Annotated in this window: 21 protein-coding genes; 11 read left to right on the plus strand and 10 right to left on the minus strand. The window is 72.7% G+C overall.

What is annotated here, in order from left to right:
* Positions 1–360 carry a hypothetical protein gene (locus tag ASG45_RS13720; RefSeq protein WP_235561628.1) on the minus strand — a complete coding sequence of 120 codons (360 nt, stop codon included), beginning with the start codon at positions 358–360 and terminating at the stop codon, positions 1–3.
* 230 nt (positions 361–590) lie between these two features.
* Here ASG45_RS13720 and ASG45_RS13725 point away from each other — a divergent pair, with 230 nt between their 5' ends.
* Together ASG45_RS13725 and ASG45_RS15995 are read left to right on the plus strand one after the other, a co-directional pair.
* Positions 591–872, plus strand: a complete 282-nt coding sequence (locus ASG45_RS13725; RefSeq protein WP_055838744.1) for a metal-sensitive transcriptional regulator — start codon at positions 591–593, stop codon at positions 870–872.
* Positions 873–1,023: 151 nt separating this feature from the next.
* A complete protein-coding gene (locus ASG45_RS15995; protein WP_082516619.1) occupies positions 1,024–1,350 on the plus strand; it encodes a heavy-metal-associated domain-containing protein in 327 nt (108 codons plus the stop codon).
* A 22-nt stretch (positions 1,351–1,372) separates the two neighbouring features.
* Here the strand turns inward: ASG45_RS15995 and ASG45_RS13735 are convergent, their stop codons facing one another.
* Both ASG45_RS13735 and ASG45_RS13740 read right to left on the minus strand, forming a co-directional pair.
* Positions 1,373–1,654, minus strand: coding sequence for a hypothetical protein (locus tag ASG45_RS13735; RefSeq protein WP_055838747.1), 282 nt, complete (start codon positions 1,652–1,654; stop codon positions 1,373–1,375).
* 99 nt (positions 1,655–1,753) lie between these two features.
* A complete protein-coding gene (locus ASG45_RS13740) occupies positions 1,754–2,305 on the minus strand; it encodes a PadR family transcriptional regulator (RefSeq protein ID WP_055838750.1) in 552 nt (183 codons plus the stop codon).
* Between the two features lie 133 nt (positions 2,306–2,438).
* Between ASG45_RS13740 and ASG45_RS13745 the strand changes: the two genes are divergently transcribed.
* Genes ASG45_RS13745 through cydC form a run of 4 tightly spaced genes read left to right on the plus strand, consistent with a single transcriptional unit; the run spans position 2,439 to position 8,325 of the window.
* Positions 2,439–3,878, plus strand: a complete 1,440-nt coding sequence (locus ASG45_RS13745) for a cytochrome ubiquinol oxidase subunit I (RefSeq protein ID WP_055838752.1) — start codon at positions 2,439–2,441, stop codon at positions 3,876–3,878.
* A gap of 9 nt (positions 3,879–3,887) precedes the next feature.
* Positions 3,888–4,919 (plus strand): cytochrome d ubiquinol oxidase subunit II, encoded by a 1,032-nt coding sequence (gene cydB, locus ASG45_RS13750; RefSeq protein ID WP_055838764.1) that lies wholly within the window; start codon positions 3,888–3,890, stop codon positions 4,917–4,919.
* The gene (gene cydD / locus ASG45_RS13755) at positions 4,916–6,604 is read left to right on the plus strand and encodes a thiol reductant ABC exporter subunit CydD (protein WP_082516620.1); all 1,689 of its coding nucleotides are present in this window, start codon (positions 4,916–4,918) and stop codon (positions 6,602–6,604) included. The genes cydB and cydD overlap by 4 nt, the downstream gene beginning before the upstream one ends.
* Positions 6,601–8,325 carry a thiol reductant ABC exporter subunit CydC gene (gene cydC, locus ASG45_RS13760; RefSeq protein ID WP_082516621.1) on the plus strand — a complete coding sequence of 575 codons (1,725 nt, stop codon included), beginning with the start codon at positions 6,601–6,603 and terminating at the stop codon, positions 8,323–8,325. The genes cydD and cydC overlap by 4 nt, the downstream gene beginning before the upstream one ends.
* Here cydC and ASG45_RS13765 read toward each other — a convergent pair.
* The 4 genes from ASG45_RS13765 to ASG45_RS13780 form a co-directional block, all read right to left on the minus strand.
* A complete protein-coding gene (locus ASG45_RS13765; RefSeq protein WP_055839525.1) occupies positions 8,301–9,377 on the minus strand; it encodes a sulfate/molybdate ABC transporter ATP-binding protein in 1,077 nt (358 codons plus the stop codon). The genes cydC and ASG45_RS13765 overlap by 25 nt on opposite strands.
* Positions 9,374–10,153: a molybdate ABC transporter permease subunit gene (gene modB / locus ASG45_RS13770; RefSeq protein ID WP_055838767.1), complete on the minus strand. Its 780-nt coding sequence runs from the start codon at positions 10,151–10,153 to the stop codon at positions 9,374–9,376. Before modB ends, ASG45_RS13765 begins: the two co-directional genes overlap by 4 nt.
* Positions 10,150–10,929: a molybdate ABC transporter substrate-binding protein gene (gene modA / locus ASG45_RS13775; protein ID WP_055838768.1), complete on the minus strand. Its 780-nt coding sequence runs from the start codon at positions 10,927–10,929 to the stop codon at positions 10,150–10,152. The genes modB and modA overlap by 4 nt, the downstream gene beginning before the upstream one ends.
* 304 nt (positions 10,930–11,233) lie before the next feature.
* Positions 11,234–11,629: a TOBE domain-containing protein gene (locus ASG45_RS13780; protein WP_055838769.1), complete on the minus strand. Its 396-nt coding sequence runs from the start codon at positions 11,627–11,629 to the stop codon at positions 11,234–11,236.
* A 103-nt stretch (positions 11,630–11,732) separates the two neighbouring features.
* Here ASG45_RS13780 and moaA point away from each other — a divergent pair, with 103 nt between their 5' ends.
* Genes moaA through ASG45_RS13805 form a run of 5 tightly spaced genes read left to right on the plus strand, consistent with a single transcriptional unit; the run spans position 11,733 to position 15,709 of the window.
* Positions 11,733–12,959, plus strand: a complete 1,227-nt coding sequence (moaA, locus tag ASG45_RS13785; RefSeq protein ID WP_082509537.1) for a GTP 3',8-cyclase MoaA — start codon at positions 11,733–11,735, stop codon at positions 12,957–12,959.
* The gene (locus ASG45_RS13790; RefSeq protein ID WP_055838770.1) at positions 12,956–13,726 is read left to right on the plus strand and encodes a HesA/MoeB/ThiF family protein; all 771 of its coding nucleotides are present in this window, start codon (positions 12,956–12,958) and stop codon (positions 13,724–13,726) included. The genes moaA and ASG45_RS13790 overlap by 4 nt, the downstream gene beginning before the upstream one ends.
* A gap of 29 nt (positions 13,727–13,755) precedes the next feature.
* Positions 13,756–14,979 (plus strand): molybdopterin molybdotransferase MoeA, encoded by a 1,224-nt coding sequence (locus tag ASG45_RS13795; protein WP_055839531.1) that lies wholly within the window; start codon positions 13,756–13,758, stop codon positions 14,977–14,979.
* A complete protein-coding gene (moaC, locus tag ASG45_RS13800; RefSeq protein ID WP_055838771.1) occupies positions 14,976–15,476 on the plus strand; it encodes a cyclic pyranopterin monophosphate synthase MoaC in 501 nt (166 codons plus the stop codon). The genes ASG45_RS13795 and moaC overlap by 4 nt, the downstream gene beginning before the upstream one ends.
* Positions 15,473–15,709, plus strand: coding sequence for a MoaD/ThiS family protein (locus ASG45_RS13805; RefSeq protein WP_055838773.1), 237 nt, complete (start codon positions 15,473–15,475; stop codon positions 15,707–15,709). The genes moaC and ASG45_RS13805 overlap by 4 nt, the downstream gene beginning before the upstream one ends.
* A 185-nt stretch (positions 15,710–15,894) precedes the next feature.
* Here the strand turns inward: ASG45_RS13805 and ASG45_RS13810 are convergent, their stop codons facing one another.
* The 3 genes from ASG45_RS13810 to ASG45_RS13820 form a co-directional block, all read right to left on the minus strand.
* Positions 15,895–16,323: a molybdenum cofactor biosynthesis protein MoaE gene (locus ASG45_RS13810; RefSeq protein WP_055838775.1), complete on the minus strand. Its 429-nt coding sequence runs from the start codon at positions 16,321–16,323 to the stop codon at positions 15,895–15,897.
* Entirely contained in the window at positions 16,320–16,802 is a 483-nt protein-coding gene (locus ASG45_RS13815; protein WP_055838778.1) for a MogA/MoaB family molybdenum cofactor biosynthesis protein, read from the minus strand. Before ASG45_RS13815 ends, ASG45_RS13810 begins: the two co-directional genes overlap by 4 nt.
* Before the next feature lie 78 nt (positions 16,803–16,880).
* Positions 16,881–18,479 carry an SDR family oxidoreductase gene (locus ASG45_RS13820; RefSeq protein ID WP_055838780.1) on the minus strand — a complete coding sequence of 533 codons (1,599 nt, stop codon included), beginning with the start codon at positions 18,477–18,479 and terminating at the stop codon, positions 16,881–16,883.
* Between the last annotated feature and the right edge of the window lie 74 nt (positions 18,480–18,553).

The following is an 18,553-nucleotide window of genomic DNA, read 5'->3' on the forward strand; positions in this document are numbered from 1 at the left end:
TCACCACCCGACGGTGTTGAACCACTCCCGCCGCCGGTCGGCCTCGCCGCGGCTCTCGTCTCCGCGCCAGGAATCGTGCGGGGCGAGGCGCCCGTCCTCGAGATCGACGAACGCCCAGCACACCGGGCAGAGCGCCCGACCGCCGGGGTAGCCGTCGGGCAACGGAGGGGCGGCCTCGGCCGGGGTTCCCGCGCCCGCGCACTCGGGCGGATCGGCCTGCAGGTCGCTCCACAGCAGGCGCCCACCACGGCGGTGGTGGAGGCCTCGGTGGTCGGCCTCACGGGTGCAGATCTCGCCGTTTCTTCGGCTGAGACACAGCTTCCGTGCCGCGCCGGGGAGCGCCGCCAGGGTTCTCGTCATCTTCCGATTCTCGCCGCTGCGAGCGCAACGGGGGCAGGTGCGGGATGCGCACGGGACGGTGGGGGCCGGTGGGGAAGGGATCGGCGGTCATCGCTGACCACCACCGGTGCGACGAGAGAACATGTCGACCTCCTGGACTTTCCACGATCCGTCACCCCTGCCTCGCTGCCGAGGGGGTTGACAGTGGGGGACGCCGTGCTAGGCATACCCCACGGGGGTATCATCGACACATGCACGGATACGAGGGGCACAAAGACGATCTCCTGAAGCGCCTGCGCCGCGCGGAGGGACAGGTGCGCGGCATCGCCCGCATGGTCGACGACGACCAGTACTGCATCGACATCCTCACGCAGGTGTCGGCGGTCACCAAGGCCCTCGAGAACGTCGCCCTCTCGTTGCTCGACGACCACCTGTCGCACTGCGTCGCCGAGGCGGCCCAACAGGGCGGCCCCGTCGCCGAAGAGAAGCTCAAAGAGGCGAACCAGGCCATCGCGCGTCTGGTCCGCTCGTGAGCGACGCGGGCGGAGCGCACCTCTCCGATCGTGCCGAGCGCCGACTCCGCGGCCCCGTCGGCGCGACCGCGACCGCGATCGCGACCACGACCTCTGCCCCGTCCTCCGCAACGACCCTCGCGCCGTGAGCGCCCCATCGAAGGAGACCCCCATGACCGAACGACGCCTCGACCTCGGCCTGTCCTCGACGAACGTGGGCGGCTGCGGCTCGGGCTGCGGCTGCGGACACGCGTCGGCGCCCGCCGCCTCCGCTGCTTCCGTGGCGGCCGCCGACACCCTGCGCGTCGAGGGGATGACGTGCGACCACTGCGTGCGCGCGGTCACCGAGGAGCTCTCCGCCCTCGACGGCGTCGAGGTGGTCGACGTCGAACTGCACGTCGGAGGGGAATCGCTCGTGCGCATCGCCTCGACCGGTGCCACCGACGAAGCTCAGCTCGCCGCGGCGATCGACGAGGCGGGTTACACGCTCGCCCGCTGAGACCGCTCTCTCGAGGGCGAGGTCAGAGCACGCGCCGCAGCAGCGCGTCGACGGCGGCATGGAACGTGACGTTCTGCGACACCTCGACCGCGCGGTCGTAGCGCGTGCCGCCCAGGGCCACGAAGACCGCTCCGACGACCTCGACGTAGCCGACGATGTACCCGTCGCGAGCGACCTCGTACAGGTCGAGGTCGATGCGCGTCCACGGGATCTCGGTGAAGGCGGGGGACGTGACGGGCGAGGAGGCGTTCGCGGCGACCTTCTTCGTCGACCCTCGGCTGGTGAGAGGTGCTTCCATGACCATGCGAGTGCTCCTTGGGTCGTCCGCGTCCCTCCAGACTGCGACGCGACCCGGTGACGCACCGCGGGCTTGACGAAAGGCCCGGACGGGGATACTCGCGGGTCAGAGCGCGGAGCGCGCGGGCCGACCGCGTCGCGGCCGATCGGCCGACAGCGCGAACGGGGCGCTCCCGCGCGTGAGCTCTTCGACGTCGTCGAGCCAGCGCAGGTCGGCGTCGAGCCGGGCGCGTCGTGCGGCGCGCACGATGGCCGCCGAGACGGCATCCGTCGTCTCGCTCGGCGCTTCGGGGTCGGCGAGCGCCTGCCGCACAGCCGCGCGCTGAGCCGAGAGGATGCCGTCGACGTCGGCGCCGGGAAGAGTGACGGCCAGCGCGATCTTGAGGGCGACCTCGTCGCGCTTCTCGATCTGCGACGCGGTGGACAGCCAGGTACGCGCTTCGAGGCGTCCGGCCTCGGTGGGCTCCCACAGCATGCGCCCCTCGTCGTCGAGGCCGCGGCCGACCACGAGACCGTCGCGTTCGAGGCGTTCGAGGGTCGTGTAGACCTGCCCGACGTTGACCGTGGCGCCCGTGCGCCGGTGGTATTCCGCGCGCAGCTGCGAGCCGTAGCAGGCACCGCGATCGAGGATCGCGAGCAGGCTCTGACGTACCGACACGGCGGCCTCCCGGCGGACTCGAAAATGACTTGCTCAGTATATGGTTCGACGCCGAGGCAACCCCGAACGGCGCTCCGAAGCCCGGCGTAGCATGTGGTCTGACCACACAATCCGGTTCGATCGGAGGCTCCTGATGGAGTGGCTCGACCCCCTGGCTCTCGCCCGCTGGCAGTTCGGGTTGACGACCCTGTACCACTTCCTCTTCGTGCCGCTCACGCTCGGGATGTCGCTGGTCGTGGCCATCTTCCAAACGGTCTGGTACCGCACCGGAGACGTGCGCTGGCTGCACATCACGCGCTTCTTCGGCAAGATCTTCCTCATCAACTTCGCCATGGGCGTCGTCACGGGGATCGTGCAGGAGTTCCAGTTCGGCATGAACTGGTCGGCGTACTCACGCTTCGTCGGCGACGTGTTCGGCGCCCCCCTCGCGTTCGAGGGGCTGCTCGCCTTCTTCCTCGAGGCGACGTTCATCGGCCTCTGGATCTTCGGGTGGGACAAGCTCCCCCGCCTCGCCCACCTCGCCAGCATCTGGATGGCGACGATCGGCGCCACCCTCTCGGCGTACTTCATCATCGCCGCCAATGCCTTCATGCAGAACCCGGTCGGGTATCAGATGTCCGCCGAGGGGCATCGCGCCGAACTCGTGGACTTCTGGGCCCTGCTGACCAACCCCGTCGCCCTCGCCGCCTTCCCGCACACGATCTTCGCGGGCTGGATGTTCGCCGCCATGATCGTCGTCGCCATCTCGGCCTGGCACATGGCCCGCGGCCAGAACACCGACATGATGCGCAAGACCCTGCGTTTCGGCCTGTGGTCGACGCTCGTGTCGTTCGTCCTCGTCGCCGTCGTCGGCGACCAGCTCAGCCTGGTCATGGTCGCGACGCAGCCGATGAAGATGGCCGCCGCCGAGGCGACGTTCCACACCGTCTGCGGTCAGGATGCCTCGTTCTCGATCTTCACGCTCGGCACCCCCGACGGCACGAGCGAGCTGTTCTCGATCCGGGTGCCGTTCCTGCTCAGCATCCTGTCGACGCACTCGCTCGACGGCTGCGTCGAGGGCATCAACGACTTGAACACGCTGTACAGCCAGCAGATGTTCCCGCAGTTCGCCGACCAGGTCGACGGCAACTTCGCGCCCGTGCTGTGGGTCACCTACTGGGCGTTCCGCTGGATGATCGCCCTCGGCGGTATCGCCGCGCTGGTCAGCGTCGTGGGCCTCTGGGTCACGCGCAAGAAGGCCACCCGCCCGGTCGCACCCTGGATGTGGCGCGTCGCGATCTGGGCCGCTCCCCTGCCGATGCTCGCGAGCCTCGTCGGGTGGGTGTTCACCGAGATGGGCCGTCAGCCCTGGATCGTGTTCGGTCTCATGCTCACGCAGGACGGCGTCTCGCCCAGCGTGCCGGGCTGGAGCGTGCTCATCTCGCTCGTCGCCTTCACCCTCGTGTACGCCAGCCTCGCCGTCGTCGAGTTCGGACTCATCAAGAAGTACGCGCAGAAGGGTCCCGACCCCCTGCCCGACCCGGACGCCGTGCACGACGACTCCGTCGAGAACACCCCGACCACGGTCTACTAGGAGCCCCTCATGGACCTCGCATACCTCTGGTTCTGGATCGTCGCCTTCCTCTTCGTCGGCTACTTCGTGCTCGACGGTTTCGACTTCGGCGTGGGCATGTCGATCCCCTTCCTCGGCAAGGACGACATCGCCCGCCGGCAGATCATCAACACGATCGGTCCCGTATGGGACCTCAACGAGACGTGGGTCATCGTCGCCGGCGCCGCCCTGTTCGCGTCGTTCCCCGAGTGGTACGCGACGCTGTTCAGCGGCTTCTACTTGCCTCTCCTGGCGATCCTGCTCGCCCTCATCGCCCGGGGCGTCTCGTTCGAGTACCGCCACCAGCGCGACTCCCTGCGGTGGAAGCGCTCGTTCGACCGCATGATCGTGATCGGCTCGGCGCTACCCGCCTTCCTCTGGGGCGTGGCGTTCGCGAACATCGTGCAGGGCGTGCCCCTCGACGCCGACCACGAGTACGTCGGCACCGTGCTGACCCTGCTGAACCCCTACGGCATCCTGGGCGGACTCACGACGCTGAGCCTGTTCTTCCTGCACGGGTTGTTCTTCGTCGCGCTGAAGACCGACGGGCAGGTGCGCGCCGACGCCCGGTCGCTCGCGAAGAAGGCGGGGCTCGCGACCATCGCCCTCGCCGCGCTGTTCCTCGGGTGGACGATCGTGAACGCCGCGAACGCCCAGGCACCCCTGCTGCTCGGGGTCGTCGCCCTCGCGGGCATCGCCGCTCTGACGCTCATCGGCGCGTGGGTCGCGAACCTCCGCGACCGCGAGGGGACGGCGTTCACCCTCGGCGCGGTCACGATCGTCGCCGCGGTCGCGGCCCTGTTCTTCGCGCTCTTCCCCAACGTGATGCCCTCGACCCTGGGGGCCGGATCGAGCCTCACGATCGACAACGCCTCGAGCACCGACTACACCCTGACGATCATGAGCTGGGCGGCACTGATCTTCCTGCCGCTGATCCTCGCCTACCAGGGCTGGACGTATTGGGTGTTCCGCAAGCGCGTGACCCGCGCGCGCATCGAGAAGGCCGCGCTGGTGGCGCATTGAAACCCGTCGATCCCCGGCTGCTGCGCCACGCCACCGCCTCGCGCCGCTTCTTCGCGGTCACGGCGGCGATCGTCCTCGCCCAGACGGGGGTGATCGTCGGTTTCGCGGGGGCGCTCACCGCCGCCCTCGTCGGCGCGATCGAGGGCCGACCGCTCGCGGAGCTCTGGGGCTACGTGGGGATCGCCGCCTCGCTCGCCCTGCTGCGCGGGCTCTTGATCGCCGCCTCCGAGCGGGTGTCGGCGCGCGGAGCCGCGGCGGCCTCGTTGCAGCTGCGGCGAGCGCTGGTCACGGCGGTCGCGCGCCTCGGCCCGGCATGGCTCTCGCAGCGCAACTCGGCGAGCCTCGCCCTGACGGCGGGGCACGGCCTGGAGGCCCTCGACGCGTACTTCGGGCGCTACCTGCCCCAGCTGGTCGCGACGGTGATCACCCTGCCGATCCTCATCGGCGCGATGACCCTGGCCGACCCGCTGTCGGGCCTCACGGTCGTGCTGACCATTCCCCTGATCCCGCTGTTCATGGTGCTCATCGGCCTCGCGACCCGCGGTGTGCAGCAGAAGCAGTACCGCACTCTCGGTCGCCTCGCCGCGCGCTTCGCCGACACCGTCGAGGGGCTCGGCACCCTGAAGGTGTTCGGCCGCCAGCACCGGGCCGCCGACACGATCGAGACGGTCACGCGCGACTACAAGCGCGAGACGATGACGGTGCTGCGCGTGTCGTTCCTCTCGGGCTTCGCGTTGGAGTTCCTGGCATCCATCTCGGTCGCCATCATCGCCGTCACCATCGGCTTCCGCCTGCTCGCGGGCGACCTCAGCCTGCTCGTCGGGCTCTTCGTGCTGCTGCTGGCCCCCGAGGCGTACCTGCCGCTGCGGCAGGTGGGCGTGCAGTTCCACGCCGCGAGCGAGGGGGTCGCGGCGACCGAGCAGATCTTCGACGCCCTCGACGCCGCGCACGCCGCCGTTGTTCCGGATGCCGTCACCCCGGCGCGCGGGACGACGCTCGCGCTCGTGGGGGTGCGCGTGCACCGCGAGGGGCACCGCTCGCCGCGGGTGTCGCTGTCGGTGGGGCCGCGCGAGGTGGTGGTCGTGTCAGGGCCGAGCGGTGTCGGCAAGTCCAGCCTGGTCGCGGCCCTGCTCGGTTTCGCCGAGCACGACGGTGAGGTGCGCCTGGACGGGACCGCCGTACCGCACGCCCGCGACAGCGTCTCGTGGGCCGGGCAGCAGCCGGGGCTCGTGACGGGCACCGTCGGCGAGAACGTGGCCCTGGGCTCGACCCCCGATGCCGCGGCGATCCGTCTCGCCCTCGACGACGCGGGGGCCACCGACATCGACCCGGCCACCCCGCTCGGCGCGAACGGCGCGGGACTCTCGGGCGGGCAGGCGCAGCGCGTCGCCGTCGCCCGGGCGCTGTACCGGGCACGGGTCGTGGGGACGCCGTTCATCGTGCTCGACGAGCCCTCGAGCGCCCTGGACGCCACGACCGAGGCGCACCTGTGGGCGACGCTGCGCCGCGAGGCCGACGCCGGCCGCGGGGTGCTGCTCGTCTCGCACCGCCGGTCGGCGCGCGCGATCGCCGACCGCGTGGTCGAGGTGGACCCCCCGCGTGAGTGGCCAGGATTCGTCGCTCCCGCGCTCGTCGCGGCGACGAATTCTGGCAACTCACGCGCCAGTCGGGCGGTGCAGTCGTGAACGACCGGGTGCAGAAGGTCCTGCGATCCGCCCTGCCGTCGCCGAGGCGCTTCGCTCCGGCCGTGCTGTCGGGCTTCGGGTCGGCGGCGAGCGCGATCGCGCTGCTGGCGGCGAGCGCGTGGCTGATCGCGCGGGCGGCCGAGCAGCCCCTCGTGATGTACCTGTCGCTGGCGGTCGTGGGCGTGCGGGCCTTCGCGCTGTCGCGCGGGGTGTTCCGCTACCTCGAACGGCTGAGCGGGCACGACGCCGCTCTTCACCAGCTGGCCGGGGTGCGCGCCGAGCTCGTGCGCGACCTCGTGCCCCTCGCTCCCGACGGCCTCGGTCGCGCCCGCCGCGGCGGACTGCTCTCCAGCGTCGTCGACGACGTCGAGGAGCTGCAGAACCTGCCGCTGCGCGTCGTGCTGCCGCTGGCGACCGCGGTGCTGACGGCCCTGGCCGCCGTGGTGTTCGTGGCTCTCGTGTCGTGGCCGGCCGCCCTGGTGCTGCTCACGTGCCTCGTCGCGGCGTTCGTCGTGGCCGTCGCCGTGGGGTGGGCCGCGGGAGCCCGCGCCGAGCGGTCGATCGCGCCGCTCCGCGCCGATGTGGCCGACGCCCTGCACGACCTGCTGACGAACCTCGACGTGCTGACGGCCTACGGGGCAGCGGATGCCGCCCGCGAGCGCATCAGCCGGGCAGACCGGGCACTGCGCCGTGCCGTCGTACGCCGGGGCGGGGCGCAGGGACTCACCGCGGGGGCCGTCTCGGTGCTCGCGGGACTCGCCTCGGTGGCTGCCCTGCTGGTGGCTGCCCCCGCGGTAACCGGCGGCACCCTGTCAGGACCGGGCCTCGCCGTGGTCGTCCTGCTGCCGATGGCGGTGTTCGAAGTGTTCGGTCCCGTGCCGCTGGCACTGGCCTCGTGGCGGCAGGTCCGGCGCGCCGCGGAGCGCATCGCCGAGGCCGTCCCCGACGGCGTGCCCGAGGGCCTTCCCCGCGACGAGCCGGCCGCCACCGGCTCCGCGCCGGCGCTGGGTTCGGGCCTCTCCCTCGTCGGCGTCTCGGCGCACTGGCCCGCCCGGGGCGACACCGATGCCGAAGCCGGGCGGCTGCACGACGTCTCGCTGCACGTCGCCCCGGGCGAGCGCGTGCTCGTGAGCGGGCCGAGCGGCGCCGGCAAGACGACGCTCGCGCACGTGCTCGTCCGCTTCCTCGACGTCGCGGGGACATACGAGATCGGCGGAGTCGACGTGCGCACCCTGTCGGGCGACGACCTGCGCCGCACGGTGGGTCTCGTCGAGCAGTCCCCCCATCTGTTCGACGAATCCGTCCGCCAGAACCTGCTCTTCGCCCGCGACACCGCCACCGACGACGACCTCCGGGCCACCCTGGCCCGCGTCGGCCTCGACGACTGGGTCGCCGAGCGGGGCGGGCTCGACGCGCGTGTCGGCGATCGCGGGGCGCTGGTCTCGGGCGGGCAGGCGCAGCGCCTGGCGCTGGCGCGGGCGCTGCTGCGCGGCTTCCCCGTGCTCGTGCTCGACGAGCCGACCGCGGGCGTGGACCCCGCGGCATCCGATGCCCTGCTGCACGATCTGCTCGGCGCGGTGGGACGCGACCGCGCCGTGGTGCTCGTGTCGCACGTCGAAGTGCCCGCCGGGCTGGTCGACCGCGAGGTGCGCCTGGAGGGCGGGCGGGTGGTCGCGGGTGTCAGGGAGCGCGCACTTCAGCGACCGCCCCGGTTCTCGTGAGCGCCCTCTGACGCAGCCGGTACGAACCGCACCCGCTCGGAGGCGACACTCATCGACACCACGTCGCCCGGGCCCAGCCGGCCCGCGGCCTCCGGCGTGACCTCGACGGCTCCCGCATCGGTGACGACCCGCACGCCCGTCGGCGTCGCCTCCAGGTAGGCGACGGTCGCCCGGAACCCCTCACCGAGACGCGCGTCGACCGCGCGGAAGACCGCCGCAAGAGGGGTGCCGTCGACGCCCGCGAGCGCGCGAGACGCGGCATCCGATGCGGTCAATCGCACCCCGCCTCGCACGAACGCTCCCCCCTGGGCCACCCCGACGAGCCGTTCCAGGCCCGCGATCCGTGCCGCGACGTCGGTCGCCGGAGCCGTCAGCACCTCGCGCACGGGCCCGGCCTGCGTCACGCGTCCGCGCTCGACGATCACGAGCCGGTCGGCCAGGGCCGCGGCATCGACGGCGTCGTGGGTCACCGCGACGGCCGTCACTCCGGCGAGGTGCTCACGCAGCATCGCGCGGATCTCCGAGGCCGTCACCGCGTCGAGCGCCACGAGCGGCTCATCGAGCAGCACGACCCGCGGTTCGGCGGCGAGCGCCCGAGCCACCGCGACGCGCTGCTGTTCACCGCCCGACAATTCCACCGGGCGCCGGTCCCCCGCCCCCGGGAGCCCCACGCGAGCCAACCATTCGTCGGCGCCGGAGCGGGCGACGGATGCCGAGACCCCGGCCGCGCGCGGGCCGAAGGCGACGTTCTCGCGCGCGGTCAGATGCGGGAACAGCCGCGCGTCCTGCCCCAGCAGCACGATGCCTCGGTGCATCGGCGCCGTGCGGAGCCCCGGGGCTCGGTCGAGCACGCGCCCGTCCACCGCGATCTCGCCGCCGTCGAGCGGGGTGAGACCCGCGAGCGCACCCAGCAGCGTCGACTTGCCCGCGCCGCTCCGGCCCATCACGGCCACCGTCTCACCCGCGGCGACGTCGAGCGCGATGTCGACGTCGAAATCACGGCGGCGCACGCGTACCTCGGCGCGGATCACCGCGGCATCCCGAGCCGTCATCGTCCCACCCCCGGCCGCCACCCGCGCACGAGCAGCAGCACCGCGACCGCCGTGATCAGCAGCAGGAGCGACAGCGCGACCGCGGTGCCCTGCGAGACGCCCGCACCGTTGAACGCCGTGTAGATCGCCAACGGCATCGTCTGCGTGACCCCGGGGCGGTTCCCGGCGAACAACGCGGTCGCACCGAACTCGCCGATCGCGCGAGCGAAGCACAGCACGATCCCCGCGACGATGCCGGGGGCGGCCAGCGGCAGCGTGATCCGGCGCAGGATCGTCGCGCGGCTCGCCCCGAGAGACGCCGCCGCCCGCTCGAACTCGACACCGGTGCTGCGCAGAGACCCCTCGACCGCGAGCACGAGGAACGGCAGGGCCACGAACACCTGAGCGAGCACGACGGCGGGGGTGGTGAACGGCAGTCCGAGCGCGCCGAACCACCCGTTCCGCCCGAACAGGTACAGCAGGGCGACGCCGCCGACCATGGGCGGCAGCACGAGCGGAACGGTGACCAGCGCTCGCAGCAGCGCCGCCGTGCGCGCGGGGCTCCGCGCGATCACGAGCGCCAGGGGGATGCCGACGATCGCGCACAGGATGGTGGCCACCGCCCCCGTGCCCAGCGACAGACCGAGCGCCGAGAGCGCGGCCTCCGAGGTCACGTCGCTCCAGAGCGTCGCCCACTGCACCCGGGCGATGAGCGCGGTCAGGGGCACGAGCAGGAACAGCAGCCCGACGACCGCCGGAACGATCAGCCAGCGCGGAACGTAGCCCGCCGCTCTCACGGGGCGCGGAACCCGGCGTCGGCGAGGATCCGCTGACCGTCGTTCGAGAGCACGAAGGCGACGAACGCCGCGGCCGCGTCGGGGTTCGGGGCGTCGGCGAGGGCGGCGATCGGGTAGCGGTTCACCACGGCGTCGGCGCCCTCGGGCACGATGGCCTCGACGTCATCCCGGCCGACCACGTCGGTGGCGTAGACGAGTCCGGCATCGGCTTCGCCGGCGGCGATCTTGGTGAGCACGGCGGTGACGTTCTGCTCGGCGCTGGCGGGCGTCACCGTGACGCCGGCGTTCGTCAGCAGCGTCGCCGACGCCGCGCCGCACGGCACCTCGGGGGCGCACAGCACCATGGTCACGCGCGCGAGGTCGGCGAGGGTCGACACCGCGCCGGGGTTGCCGGTGGGCACCGCGATGACGAGCGTGTTGCCCGCGAACAGCCGCGGGTCGGGAGCCTGGTCCGCCACCTTCGCCATGTTCTTCTCGTCGGCCGAGGCGAAGACGTCGGCGGGCGCACCCTCGCCGATCTGCGTGGCGAGTGTGCTCGAGCCGTCGTAGACGGCGCTCACGGCGACCCCGGGGTGGGCGGCCTCGAAGGCCGTGGCGATCTCGTCGAACGACCGCTGCAGCGAGGCGGCGGCGTACACCTCGACGGTTCCATCGAGCGTGGCTGCGGACGCGGCGGACCCGGATGCCGCGGGGGCGGGGGATGCCGTCGGGCTCGCGCAGCCGGCGAGCAGGGCGGCAGCGGCGAGGACGACGAGAAGACGGAGGGGGCGGCGCACGGTGTTCCTTTCGGCGGCGCCGGCGGCCCGCGACCTCCATTGTGCCCTCATCTGCGGACAATATGGCCGCAATTCTCCGCACTCGCCCTTCCGGCGCTCCACGTCACCACCGTCGTACCGAGCCGAACTCCTGAGAAATACGGCGTCCAGGCCACCCTCGGGCAGCATCCGGCGCGCCGCGCCCCGAAACTCAGGAGTTCGGCCCGCGTCGACCGCCCGTCGAGGCCGGCGAGTCACGCCCGCTCGGCCGCCCGTCGACCCCGGCCAGCCACGCCCGCGTCGGGCACTCAGCGAGGCCGCCGCCTCACGCCCGCGGAGCCTCCACGGTCACGACCGTCGCCTTCACCGAAGCCACCGCGAGCGACCCCGGGGCGAGCGCCAGCTCTTCCGCCGCCTCGGCCGACATCAGCGACACCACGCGGTGCGGCCCGCACTGCAGGTCGACCTGCGCCATGACGCCGTCGATCCGCACGCGCGTGACGATGCCGACGAAGCGGTTGCGCGCGCTCGAGGCGACCCCGGTCGGGTCGTCGGGCTCGTCGGCGAGCGCCACGGCCCGCTCCGCGAGGGCCGCCCCCGGGATCTCGACGGGCGAGGCACCCGTCGTCGGCAGCACGCCCTGGTCGATCCAGCGGCGGACGGTGTCGTCGCTGACGCCGAGCAGGCGCGCGGCCGTGGCGATGCGGAAGGTGTTCGGCATGCGACGACCGTATCGCCCGCGCGGTTCGCGGAGCTGTCACACCAGGAGATTCCCCGTAGCTCCCCACCGCCCTCCCCCGCCCCCGCGCGCTTAGGCTCGACTCATGGATGCCGAGCACACCACCACGAGGCCGGGCCCGGTCGTCGTACCGCTCGGCGCCACCGTGACCGCGGGCGCCCCGGCGGGCCAGCTGGGCGCGATCCGCGCCACCGGCGCACCGCGCACGGGCGAACCGCGCACGGGATCATCGCGCACGGCAGAACCGCAACGCGAACCCGGCGCCGTCCGCGCGACCGGCGCCCCGCAAGAGGGCGGACTGCTCGACCGCTTCGGTCGCACCGCCCGCGACCTGCGCGTCTCGGTCATCGACAAGTGCAACCTTCGCTGCACGTACTGCATGCCCGCCGACGGACTGCCCTGGCTCCCCCAGTCGCAGCTCATGACGACCGACGAGATCCGCCGGATCGTCCGCGTGGCCGTGCAGTCGCTGGGCGCCGAAGAGCTGCGCATCACCGGCGGCGAGCCGCTGGTGCGCAAGGATCTCGAGTTCATCATCGCGGGCATCCGCGAAGACAATCCCGACCTGCCGATCGCGCTGACCACGAACGCGGTCGGTCTCGATCGCCGCGCCCAGGCGTTGAAAGACGCGGGCCTCACCCGCCTGAACGTGTCGCTCGACACCCTGCACGCCGAGACCTTCGCCTCTCTCACCCGCCGCCCCCACCTCGACAAGGTGCTCGCGGGCCTGCAGGCCGCCCGCGCCGCGGGCCTCGGCCCGATCAAGATCAACGCCGTGCTGCTGCGCGGCATCAACGACACCGAGGTCGTGCCGCTGGTCGAGTGGGCGGTGTCGAACGGCTTCGAGATGCGTTTCATCGAGGACATGCCCCTCGACGGCGACCGCTCGTGGACCGCGACGAACGTCATTCCCGCCCGCGACATCCGGGCCGCGATCGGCGAGGCCTTCGAGCTGTCGGCCGATCCCCGCGGCCGCGGTGCCGCGCCCGCCGAGCGCTGGGAGGTGCGCCGCCACGGTGAGACCGCCCTGGCCGGTCACGTCGGCATCATCTCGTCGGTCACCGAGCCGTTCTGCAACGCCTGCTCGCGCACGCGCGTCACCGCCGACGGCCGCATCCGCTCGTGCCTGTTCTCGCACGAAGAGACCGACCTGCTGAGCGTGCTGCGCGACGGCGCCGACGACGAGGGCCTCGCGCAGGTGTGGCGCGACGCGATGTGGGCCAAGCCCCGCGCCCACGGTTCCGACACGGTCGGTCTGGCACGAGCCGACTTCGTGCAGCCCGAGCGCACGATGAGCGCGATCGGCGGATGAAGCCGCTCGTCGAGCCGGTGGCATCCCTCGCCCCCGAAGAGCTGATCCGCACCGCCCGCCACGCCGTGCTGCTCGGCATCGGCGAGGAGGGACAGCGGCGTCTGGCGGCCGCCCGCATCGCCGTCGTCGGCGCCGGCGGTCTCGGCTCTCCCGTGCTGCTGTCGCTCGCGGCCGCCGGTGTCGGCGAACTCATCGTCATCGACGACGACGTCGTGGAGCGCACCAACCTGCAGCGTCAGCTGATGCACCGCGTCGAGGACATCGGCACCGCCAAGACGGCATCCGCCGCCCGCGCCGTTCGCGACCTCTCCCCCCTCACCGTCGTGCGCGAGCACACCGTACGACTGACCCCCGACAATGCCCGCGAGCTGTTCGAGGGCGCCGATCTCGTCATCGACGGCAGCGACACCTTCGACACGCGCGAGGCCGTCGCCGCCGCGACCGAATCCCTCGGCATCCCGCTCGTGTGGGGAGCCGTGCAGGAGTGGGCGGCGCAGGTGACCGTGTTCTGGTCGGCCCCGCCCGAGGGCCACGCGCCCGTGGTGCTCGGCGATCTGTTCCCTCCCGGCTCGGCCGGAGAACCGCCCACGTGCGCGCAGGTCGGCGTGCTCGGCTCCCTCTGCGTACAGGTCGGCGGGCTGCTCGCGACCGAGGCGATCAAGCTGATCACCGGCGCCGGAGAACCGCTCCTCGGCCGACTCGTCGTGATCGACGCGCTCCGCGCGCGTCACGACGTCCTCCCGCTCGTGCCCGCGCGGCACCCGTGACCCGTCTCACCCAGATCCCGGAGGCCCCGATGACCCCGCTGCTCACCGTCGAACAGCACCGCGACCGCGTGCTCGCCGCCGTCGCGCCGCTTCCCGCCGAAGAGGTGACGCTGGCTGCCGCGGCCGGACGCACCCTCGCCGAGCCCGTGCTCGCCGCCCACGACCTGCCCGGTTTCGACAATTCGTCGATGGACGGCTTCGCCGTGCGCTTCGCCGACGTCGAGGGGGCGGATGCCGAGACCCCGGTGACCCTGAGGGTCGTGGCCGATCTGCCGGCCGGCACCGCCGACGACCCGACGCTCGCGACGGGTGAGGCCGCGCGCATCATGACGGGCGCGGCCGTTCCCGCCGACGCCGACGCCATCGTGCCGTTCGAGGACACGGCCGGGGGCCTCGCCGACTCGCTCGGCTCGGTCGAGGTGCGCCGGGGTCCCGCCGCTGCGGGAGCCTTCATCCGTCGCCGCGGTGGCGACACGCGCGCGGGTGACATCGTGCTCTCGCCCGGCGAGCGCCTCGGCGCCTTCGCCCTGGCCGCGGCGGCCGCCGCCGGCGTCGACACCGTGTCGGTCACGCGCCGCCCCCGCGTGGCGATCGTGTCGACCGGCAGCGAACTCGTCGCGCCCGGTGCAGCGCCAGAACGCGGCCAGACCCCCGATTCCAATGCGACGCTGCTGACCGCGCTCGTCACCGAGGCCGACGCCGAGATCGACCTCGTCGACCGCATCGGCGACGACCCCGCCGGCATCGACGCCGTGCTCGCCCGCGCGGCGCGCGCCGACGTCGTCGTGTTCACCGGCGGAGTGAGCGCGGGCGCCTACGAGCCCGTACGGCTGGCACTCGCCGACCGCATCGCCTTCGACAGGATCGCCATGCAGCCCGGCAAGCCGCAGGCCTTCGGCGTCCTCCCCGACGGTCGACTCGTCTTCGGTCTGCCCGGCAATCCCGTCAGCGTCGCGGTGTCGTTCGAGGTGTTCGTGCGCCCCGCCCTGCTGGCGCTGCAGGGGCGCGTCGAGGTCGACCGACGCCTCGCCCGCCTCACGGCATCCGAGAGCTGGACGACTCCGCCCGGACGCCGCCAGTACCTCCCCGCCGCGGTCGATCTGGTCGCCGGAACCGTGCGCCCGGCCACGGCCGGAGGGTCGGGTTCGCACCTCGCGGCCTCGCTCGCACGCGCCGAGGCCTTCGCGATCGTCCCCGCCGACGTGTCGACCGTCGCCGTGGGCAACCCGCTCGATGTCATGCTGATTCCATGACCTTCACCCACCTGGATGCCACGGGCCACGCCCGCATGGTCGACGTCACGCTCAAGCAGCCCACCGTGCGCTCGGCGACCGCGCGGGGCTTCGTGCGGTGCGCGCCCGAGGTGGTCGCGGCCCTCCGCGACGGCACCACCCCCAAGGGCGATGTGCTGGCCGTGGCGCGGATCTCCGGCATCCAGGCCGCCAAGTCGACTCCGGCTCTGCTGCCGCTGGCCCACGTCATCGGCGTGCACCGCGCCTCGGTGGAGCTCGAGATCACCGACGACGGCGTCGAGATCGAGGCCACCGTCGGCACCGCCGACCGCACCGGCGTCGAGATGGAGGCGCTCACGAGCGTCTCGGTCGCCGCCCTCGCCATCGTCGACATGGTGAAGGGCATGGACAAGGGCACCTTCATCGAGAACGTGCGCATCGTGTCGAAGACCGGCGGCAAGTCGGGCGACTGGCGGCGTCCGGGCGAGTCGGATGCCGCGGACGGGACGCCCGCATGAGCGTCCGCGTCCGCTACTTCGCCGCCGCCGCCGAGGCGGCCGGCACGGATGCCGAGGACCGCGCCGAGACGACCCTCGTCGCGCTGCGCACGGCGATCGCCGCCGCCCACCCCGCCCTCGTCGGCATCCTGGATCGCTGCGCCGTGCTCGTCGACGGGACGCGCCACGACGATGACGTGGCGCTCACCGGCGCGACCCACGTCGACGTGCTGCCGCCCTTCGCGGGCGGCTGAGCGCGCCTCACGAAGCGACGCGCGGCGACGTCCAGGTAGTCGCGCATCTGACTGCGCTTGACGATCAGGAAACCCTTGATGCGGGCGATCTCGGCGACGGTCGGGACCGTGACCCCTCCCCCGGAGGGGAGCGTCACTCGCTGCACCTCCAACGGCCGACGCCCGGAGGGCATCAGATCTGATACCTACCCGCCCAGGCCCTTCCACTCCGTGGTGCCGTCGGCCTCGACCTGACGCTTCCACACGGGGAGGTCGGTCTTGATCGTCTCGATCACCGTGCGGCACACCTCGAACGCCGCGGCGCGGTGACCGGATGCCACGGCGATGATCACGGCCGCATCGCCCACGCCCAGTCGCCCGACGCGGTGACTGACGGCGACGATCGCGTCGGTGCCGGCAGCGGCGTCCTCGGCGATGCGGTGAAGCGCCTGCTCGGCGTCGGGGTGCGCGCTGTACTCCAGGGCGACCACCGCGTCGGAGGCATCGGGGTCGGTGTCGCGGACGCGCCCGACGAAGGTGGTCACGGCCCCCGACGAAGGGTCCTCGACGGCATCGAGGTGCACGTCGAGGTCGAGCGGCTGCTCCGACAGGCGGGCGATGCGGACGGCACTCATGCGTGGTCTCCTCCGGCGAGCTGGTCAAGCACGTGCGGGGCGATCTCGGCGATCACCGTGATTCCGGATGCCACGGCGCGCGTGGATCCGGGAAGGTTGACGACGAGCACCCCGGGGTCGACGATCCCCGCCAGCCCGCGCGAGATGACCGACAGGGGGGTGTCGGCGAGGCCCCGGCGACGAAGCTCTTCGGCGATGCCGGGCAGCTCACGATCGAGCACCCGGGCGGTGCCCTCGGGCGTGCGGTCGCGGGGGGCGATGCCCGTGCCGCCCGTGGTGACGATGAGTCCCGGCCCCTCGGCGACGGCGGCGCGCAGCGCGGCCTCGACCCTGTCGGCCCCGTCGGGCACGACGACCGCGTCGGCGCAGGTGAACCCGGCCTCGCGCAGCAGCGACACGGCGAGCGGGCCGCCGCGGTCTTCGCGCAGGCCCGCGGCGGAGCGGTCGGAAACGGTGATCACCCGGGCGACGTGCGGCACGGGATCAGCCTAGGTCAGACGCCCGAGGGGCGGACCCCGACGAGCGCGACGAGACGCGAGGCGCGCACGAGAGCATCGTCAGACCGTCTCGACCTCGGGGACCTCGGGCGCGAGGCGACCCGCCTCGGCCTTCGGCTCCGGATTGTCGCGCTGCACGTGCTCGGCAGCAGCGGTGATGCGCTGGGCCATACCGCTGAAGATGAGGCCGTGGAAGGGCAGCACGGCCAGCCAGTACAGGCGCCCGGCGAGACCGGTGGGAAAGAAGAGCGCGCGCTGGTCGAAGCGTGCTCCGTCGCCCTCGGGGGTCGCGCGCAGTTCGAGCCAGGCTCCCCCGGGCACCTTCATCTCGGCGCGCAGGCGCAGCAGGTGGCCGGGCTCGATGGCCTCGACGCGCCAGAAGTCGAGCGCGTCGCCGACGGTCACGACCGAGCGGCTGCGGCGACCGCGGGCGAGGCCCACCCCACCGACCAGGCGGTCCATCCACCCGCGGATCGCCCACAGCAGGGGCGAGGAGTACCAGCCGTTCTCGCCGCCGATGCCCTCGATGACCGACCACAGCTGCGCGGAGTTCGCCGTCGTCGTCATGGTGCGCTCGTCGGTGTACACCAGGCGTCCGGCCCAGTCGGGGTCGCTCGGCAGCGGGTCGCTCGGAACGCCCGAGACCTCGGCATCCTGCCAGCTGGTCTCGATGGCATCGTCGTTCACGCGTCCGAGAGCACGGCGGACGGCGTCGCGGTACGGCAGCAGACCCCCCTCGGGACGCGGCACCAGGTCGTCGATCGCCCGGTCCTTCACCACGCAGTCGTTCTGCAACGACTCGACCAGGGGCCGTGCGATCGCCTTCGGGATGGGGGTGACGAGATTGACCCAGTGCGACGCGAGTCGAGGGGTGAGAACGGGCAACGAGGCGATCGCGCGCTGGTGCAAGCCGGCCTCGAGCGCGTAGCCGTTCATCATCTGGCCGTATCGCAGCACGTCGGGGCCGCCGATGTCGACGGCGCGGTTGACGTTCGGCGCGACCCGAGCGGCTCCGAGAAGATAGTGCAGCACGTCGCGCACGGCGATCGGCTGGATGTGGTTGCGCACCCACTTGGGTGCCGGCATGTACGGCAGCACGTCGGTGAGGTGGCGCACCATCTCGAACGAGGCGGAGCCCGAGCCGATGACGACGCCCGCCTGCAGCACGAGCGTGGGCACACCGCTGGCCAGCAGGATGTCGCCCACCTCGACGCGCGAGCGCAGATGCGCCGACAGCGTGGCGTCGTCGGGGTGCAGTCCGCCGAGGTAGACGATGCGCGACACCGAGGCCGCCGCCGCCGCGTCGGCGACCGTCTGCGACGCGCGCCGGTCGGTGGCCTCGAAGTCGCGGCCGCTGCCCATCGAATGGATCAGGTAGTAGAGCACGTCGACGCCCTCGACGGCGCTGCGGACCGCATCGGCGTCGGTCGCGTCGCCGGCGACCGTCTCGACCTCGTCACCCCAGGGGAACGCCTCGACGCGGCGCGGATCGCGCGCCATCACGCGCACGCGGTAGCCGGCCGAGAGCAGTCGGGGAACGAGTCGACCGCCCAGATATCCGGTGGCACCCAACACCAGGGCGCGAGGGGCCGAGCCGTCGGGCCGGGGCTGGGCGACGAGCGCGGTTTCGCGGCCGGTGGGGGCGGAGAGCTCGGTCATGCCCGCCACGGTACGCGCGGCATCCGACATCGCCGGGGGCTTGACGGACGCGAGGGTGAGCGCGTGCCGCCGGT

It is taken from the genome of Microbacterium sp. Leaf436 (genome assembly GCF_001424715.1).
In the GTDB taxonomy this organism is placed as follows: Bacteria; Actinomycetota; Actinomycetes; order Actinomycetales; family Microbacteriaceae; genus Microbacterium.